Origin of the sequence: Streptomyces sp. NPDC089915 (assembly GCF_040684675.1) — a bacterium.
Classification (GTDB): Bacteria; Actinomycetota; Actinomycetes; order Streptomycetales; family Streptomycetaceae; genus Streptomyces.
Map to the genome: position 1 here is coordinate 1 of NZ_JBFBGN010000219.1, position 7,100 is coordinate 7,100.

Below are 7,100 nucleotides of genomic sequence, written 5' to 3' on the forward strand. Positions count from 1 at the left end.
AACCAGTGGTCGTGCAACGGTTCGCCCACGCAGAGCTGGCGGTGGCGGGCGCAGCCGGGTGGCGGCTGGAGCCTGGTCAACGCGAACTCGGGGAAGTGCCTGAGCATCCGGGGCCAGGGTGACGGGGCCCTAGCCGTCCAGCAGCCCTGTGACGGCAGCCCCCTCCAGACCTGGAACTGACCCCGCGCCCGTCCGGCGCCCTCGTACGCAGGCGCCGGACGGGCCTCCGTGTCCGCGGACGATGCCCGTTGTCCACCCGCCGAGCTGGGCTTTCGCCGTCCGGGACGGCGGACAAGGGGGTCCGGCCCGCACCGTGGGATCCGAGCCGTCAGACACGACGCAGGAGGCCACGAGAGATGACTTCACTGTTCCGCAGCAGCCCCCGCCGGGTACCGGCCCGGCGCCGCAAAACCGCACGGATCGCGTGCTGGTCGCTGGCCGGCACCCTGGCCGGCGCCCTCGCCTGGACCACCGCCTTCGGCCCCGGCCTGACCGGCACGCCGGGACGGAGCGACACCGTGGCCATCGCCGCGTCCACCGTCTCCCAGGACCCGGTGCCGATGGCCATGGAGCAGATCGTCGCCGCCGGGGACTCGGCATACGCGCTGGCCGCCGACCACCAGGCCGTCTACGAATGGTCCACCGGCCAGGCGAACTGGCAGAAGATCCGCGGCGCCGCCCAGAAGCTCTACGCCGGCGGCGACCGGCTCTACGCGATCGAGCCGGGCAGCGGCGACATCTCCCGGTACGGCGGCGAGCCCAACCAGTGGACCCGCATCGGAGGCCCCGGCGCCACCTTCGCCGCCACCTCCAAGGACCTGTACGGGATCAGCCCCGACCACTCCGGGGTCTGGAAGTACAGCGGCCGGGGCGACGTCTGGAACAAGGTCGGCGATCCCGCCGGGAACCTCTACACCGGGCCCGACAAGGCCCTGTACGCCACCAACCCCGTCACCAAGGACATCGTCAAGTACGACGGCGGCCGGTGGAAGGTCGTCGGAGGCCCCGGCGCCGCCTTCGCCGTCACCGACAACAACTTCTACGGCCTGACCCCCGACCACAAGGCCGTCGTCGAGTACGACGCGAAGAAGAACGTGTGGAACCCCGTCGGCGGGCCCGCCGGGACCATCCTCGCGAGCAACACCCTCTACGCCACCCGGCCGGACACCGGCGAGCTCTACAAGTACAACGGGAGCCCCGGCAAGTGGAACCGCGTCAGCGGGGCCGCGGCCGCCTTCGCCACCAGCGGCGACCACCTGTACCGACTCGCTCCCGACAAGCTCTCCGTCCAGCGGTACGCCGGCAGCGGCGCCGACGACAAGTGGGCCGACCTGGGAGCCCCGCCGGCGTCGGCGGTCCCGGCCACGCCCGCGGAGAAGCTGGCGCGCCTCGACGCCCTGACTCAGCTCGGAGACAAGGCGTTCGGCGACTGGGTGGAGACCAGGGCCGCGCACCAGCTGGGCAAGCCCGACCGCTACGAGTTCAACTGGACCACGAACGGGTGCAACGATCCGGCGCCCAACAGGCTCGGGACCTACGACTTCACCTTCGCCTGCATCCGGCACGACTTCGGCTACCGCAACTACAAGGACCTCCAGGGCGAGGACGTCTTCCAGCACGGGGCGGACTGGAACTCCCCCAAGGACCGCGTCGACCGCATCTTCCACCAGGACCTGCTCGCGGTGTGCGACGAGATGGGCTTCCCCGTCCACCACACCGCCACAGAACGCGCGGCCTGCGTCAAGGCGGCCGACGTGTACTTCGCGGCCGTCGTCGTCGCCAGCTGAGCCGGCACGGACCACGACGGGCCGCCGCCCCCGCCGAGCGGGGGCGGCGGCCCCGCTAGTCCACCCGCAGGGCGGCCAGGCGTTGGGCGAAGGGGATGAGGGTGGTCGACGGGGTCGGGGGGAGGGAGGTGATCGCGCCCGTGGAGGAGCGGGGGGCGGCTATCGCGGTGGTGGTGTCCACGTCCGGGGCGGCCGGGGTGTGGGCGGGGGTCAGGAAGCGGGCCAGTTCCGTGCCCGCTCGGGTGATGCGCCGGTCCAGGCCCTCGTCGCCCCAGTCCGGCGAGGCGGCGTAGACGGCGGTGGGCAGGACGAGGGCGCGCAGGTAGGTGAAGAGGGGGCGCAGGGCGTGTTCGGTGACCAGGGAGTGCCGGGCGGTGCCGCCGGTCGCGCCGAGGAGCACGGGGGTGCCGGTGAGGGCGTCCTTGTCGAGGACGTCGAAGAAGGACTTGAACAGGCCGCTGTAGGAGCCGGCGAAGACCGGGGTCACGGCGATCAGGCCGTCCGCGGCCGCCACCGCGTCGAGGGCGGCGGCCAGGCGGGCGGGCGGGAAGCCGGTGGTGAAGTGCAGGGCGATGTCGGTGGCGAGGTCGCGCAGTTCGATGACCTCGGGCTCGGGGGCGGGGGCGGCCCCGGCCGCCGCGGCCGTGAGGGTCGCGGCGGTGAGGCGGTCGGCGAGGAGGCGGGTCGAGGAGGGTGAGCTCAGTCCGGCCGATACGACGACGAGCTTCATGCGCGGGCCTCCTCGTGGGGCGTGGCGGCCGCGACGCGGGCCGCGTGGGTGGGGGCGTCCGGGACGCCGGCGGGGCGGAGGTTCGCGAACTCCTTGCGCAGGACCGGGACGACCTCCTCGCCGAGGAGGTCGAGCTGCTCCAGGACGGTCTTCAGGGGCAGGCCCGCGTGGTCGACCAGGAAGAGCTGGCGCTGGTAGTCGCCGGCGTAGTCGCGGAAGGAGAGGGTCCGCTCGATGACCTGCTGCGGGGAGCCCACGGTGAGGGGGGTCTGGGAGGTGAACTCCTCCAGGGAGGGGCCGTGCCCGTAGACGGGGGCGTTGTCGAAGTAGGGGCGGAACTCGCGGACCGCGTCCTGGGAGTTGCGGCGCATGAAGACCTGGCCGCCGAGGCCGACGATGGCCTGTTCGGGGGTGCCGTGCCCGTAGTGGGCGTAGCGCTCGCGGTAGAGCTCGACCATCTGCCGGGTGTGGGAGGCGGGCCAGAAGATGTTGTTGTGGAAGAAGCCGTCGCCGTAGTAGGCGGCCTGTTCGGCGATCTCGGGCGAGCGGATGGAGCCGTGCCAGACGAAGGGGGCGACGCCGTCGAGGGGGCGGGGGGTGGAGGTGAAGGACTGGAGCGGGGTGCGGAACTTGCCCTTCCAGGTGACGACGTCCTCGTCCCACAGGCGGCGCAGCAGCGCGTAGTTCTCGATGGCGAGGTCGATGCCGTCGCGGATGTCCTTGCCGAACCAGGGGTAGACCGGGCCGGTGTTGCCGCGGCCCGTCATGAGGTCGACGCGGCCGTCGGCGACGTGCTGGAGCATCGCGAAGTCCTCGGCGATCTTCACCGGGTCGTTGGTGGTGATCAGCGTGGTGGAGGTGGAGAGGATCAGCTTCTCGGTGCGGGCGGCGATGTAGCCGAGCATCGTCGTCGGCGAGGAGGGGACGAACGGCGGGTTGTGGTGCTCGCCGGTGGCGAAGACGTCGAGGCCGACCTCCTCGGCCTTCTGCGCGATGGCGAGCATGGCCTTGATGCGGTCGTGCTCGCCGGGCGCGCGTCCGGTCGTCGGGTCGGTGGTGACGTCGCCGACGGTGAAGATCCCGAACTGCATGGCTCCCCTTCCAAGGTTGTTTAGAATTCAACTATACCCGTGAACGGAGGGCGGTGCCGACCTATTCCCGCCTGTCGGGGGCGCCCGCGGACGGGGAGCGGGGGTAGGGTGCGGGCCGTGTCCGGGTATCAGCGTGATCTCGTCGGGTACGGCGCCGAGCCGCCGCACGCGGGCTGGCCGGGCGGGGCGCGGGTGGCCGTGAGCCTCGTCCTCAACTACGAGGAGGGCGCCGAACGCAACGTCCTGGACGGGGACTCCGGCTCCGAGGGGTACCTGCACGAGATCGTCGGCGCGCCGCCGGTGGAGGGCGGGCGGGACCTGAACGCCGAGTCGATGTTCGCCTACGGGGCGAGGGCCGGGTTCTGGCGGGTGCACCGGACCCTGGCGGCGCACGGGGTGCCGCTCACGGTGTTCGCGGTGGGGCAGGCCCTGGAGCGCAATCCCGAAGCGGCGCGGGCGATGGGGGCCGCGGGGTGGGAGGTCGCGGGGCACGGGTGGCGGTGGACGGACTACCGCGAGGTGCCCGAAGAGGTGGAGCGGGCCGACATCGCGCGGACGGTCGAGACGATCGGGAGGCTCACCGGGCGGCGGCCGGTGGGGTGGTACACGGGGCGGACGAGTGCGCGTACGCGGCGGCTGGTGGCGGAGGAGGGCGGGTTCCTGTACGACTCGGACGACTACTCCGACGACCTGCCGTTCTACGTCACGGAGGGCGGGCGGCAGCGGCTCGTGGTGCCGTACGGGCTGGACGCCAACGACTTCAAGTTCCTGATCGTGCACGGGTTCACGACCGCCGACGACATGCTCGCGTACCTCGTCGACACCTACGCCGCCCTGCACGCGGAGGGGGCCGACCGGCCGCGGATGATGAGCGTGGGGCTGCACTGCCGGATCATCGGCCGGCCCGGGCGGATCCGGGCGCTCGACGGGTTCCTGCGGCACGTCGCGCAGCTCGGCGGGGGCTGGATCACCACGCGGGAGCGGATCGCCCGGCACTGGCTCACCACGCACCCGCCGGCGGACCCGCAGGGGTGAGGGCCCCCTGCCGTCGGGGCGGCGGGGGGCCCTCGGTGTGGGGGGGGGGCGCCTGCCGTCGGGGCGGCGGGGCCTCCGGTGCGCCGGGCGCGGATCAGCAGGCGCTGATGTATCCGAACCAGTCCAGGGGGGCTTCAGCGCGCTCGTCGTAGCCGTACTTGGAGCCCCAGCCGAACTTGCCGTTGTGGTCGTAGAAGCTCATGCGGTACCCCGAGGGCTGGTTGTTGATCCAAGAGCCCGTGCCGCGGAAGGGGTTGCTGACCTTGCCGCAGTCGAAGACCTGGAGCGCGGTGCCGTTGAAGTTTGTGTACGGGTACAGGCATATCTTGTCGCGCTTGCAGGTGTCGTAGGGGGCACCGGGGGCGGACAGATCGCGGGCCCGCTGCTCCCCGGGCAGGGGGAGCAGCAGGACCGCCTTGGCGTCCTTGTCGAGGGCGATCTTGTTCGCGGCGATCTGGCGGCCTCCGGTGGCGGCCAGCTGGGCATCGACCTGGCGCTGGAGTTCCGCGGCCTGGCCGTCGTTCAGCCCCGCCTCATGGGCCTGGGCGGAGAAGGCGGCCCGTGACTGCGCGGCCGTGGTGTCGGTCGCCTGGGCCGGGGCCGCCAGGGCGAGGGCGCCGAGGAGGGTGGCGCCGAGGGCCGCCAGGCGGATGCGCGTCGATGACATGGGTCTCCCCTTGGTCGTCCGGTCCCACCGGGTGGGCCGGGTGGCGGGGCGCCCCGTCGGCGCCCTGTCCGCCGGAAGACTGGCCCGGGCCCGGGATTGGCCGGACGGTCCGGTTCGCGTCCGTGCAGGTCAGTGGGGGTGGAGGGGGAGGACAACCCCGTTGTCCGGCGGACAACCCGGTGGGTTCCGGTGGGTCAGGGGGTCCTGACGACCTCGTCCGCGACGGGGAAGGCGGTCGCGCAGGACGGGCAGACGGCCCGGCCGAAGAGGTGGGTCAGGCCGCGGGCGATGGCCTCGTGGCCCGCCCGCGCCGCCGTGCCGTGCAGGCGGGCGGGGAGCGGGGCGAGGGTGGACGGGTCGGCCGGGAGGAGCGGCGCCCTGGCCGGGTCGGCCGTGACGTAGTCGCCGTCCGAGGCGAAGAAGCCGTGGTCGCCGAAGGCGATGAAGAGGGCCGTGGTGCAGGCCGGGCAGTCGAGTTCGTACTCCTGCTCGAAGAGGCCTTCGAGGCGGCCCGCGCTCCACACCCGTTCGCCCTCGAAGGCCAGCACGCACTGGAGGAGGTAGACGAAGGCCGGGGCGTCGTCCGTGGCCGCGTCGAGGAGGGCGCGGGCCACGGGGAGGAGGGCGGTGATCTCGTCCGCGTAGCGGGCGGAGCGCTCGTCGTCGGCCGCCGAGACGATGAGGCCGGACATCAGGACCGCGTCGAGCGGGGCGCCGGGGGCGCGGCCGGTGGCGATGGCCGCCAGGTACGGGAGGGCGGGGAAGCTGTCCTCGTAGACGGAGCCCTGGTGGCACAGGTCGTCCCACAGCTCGCTCCAGACGCGGCCGTCCTCCTCACCGCCGAGGCGGGCGAAGGCGGCGGGCAGGTCCTCCGAGGGGCGCGCGATCATGGGAGGGCATTCTTCCGGATGCCGCCCCGCCGCGGGACGGCGGCCCCGGGGCCGGGCGGCGCCGGGGCCGGGCGGCGCCGGGCGGCATGGCCCGAGGCCGACGGCTCCCCCGGGCCGTCGGGCGGACATGTTTCGCTGGCCGGCGGACGGCTGGGCCGGGCGGCAGCGGGGCCGCATGACCCGGGGCCGGTGGCCCGAGGCCGCGCGGCTCAGGGGCCGGGCAGCGCCAGGGCCGCGCAGCGCCGGGGCCGGGTGGCTCCCCCCGGGTCGTTGGGCGGGCGGCGGGTGGGGCGGGGTCAGTTGGTGGTGGCGAGGGAGCTGGCGGTGATGCCCAGGGGGGTCCACTCGGAGTCCCGGCCCGTCCAGCGGGAGACGGTCAGGTCCTCGCCGATGCGGTAGACGGAGTCGGCGCCCACGGCGAGGCCGACGCCCGCCGTGCCGATCGGGGTCCACACGTCCGGCACGTTGGCGTACTTGAGGATCCGGCCCGTTGCGGGGTCGACCGCGAAGAGGCCGGCGCCGCCCGCGTACAGGTTGCGGGCCGGACCGCCGATCCGGCGCCAGTTGCTGCCCTTGGCGTTGGCCTGCCAGACCTCCCGGCCGTCCGGGGAGACCTTGGCCACGTAGTCGGGTCCGACGGCGAAGTCGAGTCCGGGGCCGCCCGCGTCGACCCAGGCGTCGCCGAAGCCCGTGTAGCGGAACAGGGCCCCCGAGCCGGGGCTGGTCGCGAAGAGTCCCGCGCCGCCCGCGTACAGGCGGGCGGCGGCGGTGCCGATGCGGACCCATTCCGTGCCCTGGCCGGTCCCAGCTCAAGCTGCTGGGCAACCAGGTGCTGCCGTTCTTCGACCAGGACGGGGTCCACGAGATCTACCGGTCGTGGCGGAAGGTGCTCGACGAGTA

Annotated in this window: 8 protein-coding genes; 3 read left to right on the forward strand and 5 right to left on the reverse strand. The window is 73.4% G+C overall.

What is annotated here, in order from left to right; translation table 11 throughout:
• Both AB0O29_RS33475 and AB0O29_RS33480 read left to right on the forward strand, forming a co-directional pair.
• Positions 1–180, forward strand: a 180-nt coding sequence (locus AB0O29_RS33475) for an RICIN domain-containing protein (protein WP_365159474.1), incomplete at its 5' end; no start/stop codon positions are given.
• 176 nt (positions 181–356) lie between these two features.
• Entirely contained in the window at positions 357–1,787 is a 1,431-nt protein-coding gene (locus tag AB0O29_RS33480; RefSeq protein ID WP_365159477.1) for a phospholipase A2, read from the forward strand.
• Between the two features lie 55 nt (positions 1,788–1,842).
• On the opposite strand, the gene AB0O29_RS33485 is transcribed toward AB0O29_RS33480, so the two are convergent.
• Positions 1,843–2,517 (reverse strand): CE1759 family FMN reductase, encoded by a 675-nt coding sequence (locus AB0O29_RS33485; RefSeq protein ID WP_365159480.1) that lies wholly within the window; start codon positions 2,515–2,517, stop codon positions 1,843–1,845.
• A complete protein-coding gene (locus tag AB0O29_RS33490; RefSeq protein ID WP_365159483.1) occupies positions 2,514–3,608 on the reverse strand; it encodes an LLM class flavin-dependent oxidoreductase in 1,095 nt (364 codons plus the stop codon). Before AB0O29_RS33490 ends, AB0O29_RS33485 begins: the two co-directional genes overlap by 4 nt.
• 117 nt (positions 3,609–3,725) lie before the next feature.
• On the opposite strand from AB0O29_RS33490, the gene puuE reads away from it, so the two are divergent.
• Complete coding sequence (gene puuE, locus AB0O29_RS33495) at positions 3,726–4,643, forward strand: allantoinase PuuE (RefSeq protein ID WP_365159486.1); 918 nt, start codon at positions 3,726–3,728, stop codon at positions 4,641–4,643.
• A 94-nt stretch (positions 4,644–4,737) separates the two neighbouring features.
• On the opposite strand, the gene AB0O29_RS33500 is transcribed toward puuE, so the two are convergent.
• The 3 genes from AB0O29_RS33500 to AB0O29_RS33510 form a co-directional block, all read right to left on the reverse strand.
• Positions 4,738–5,310, reverse strand: coding sequence for a hypothetical protein (locus AB0O29_RS33500; RefSeq protein ID WP_365159489.1), 573 nt, complete (start codon positions 5,308–5,310; stop codon positions 4,738–4,740).
• Between the two features lie 194 nt (positions 5,311–5,504).
• Positions 5,505–6,200 carry a hypothetical protein gene (locus AB0O29_RS33505; protein WP_365159492.1) on the reverse strand — a complete coding sequence of 232 codons (696 nt, stop codon included), beginning with the start codon at positions 6,198–6,200 and terminating at the stop codon, positions 5,505–5,507.
• Positions 6,201–6,496: 296 nt separating this feature from the next.
• A complete protein-coding gene (locus tag AB0O29_RS33510; protein ID WP_365159495.1) occupies positions 6,497–6,823 on the reverse strand; it encodes a hypothetical protein in 327 nt (108 codons plus the stop codon).
• Positions 6,824–7,100 lie beyond the last annotated feature (277 nt).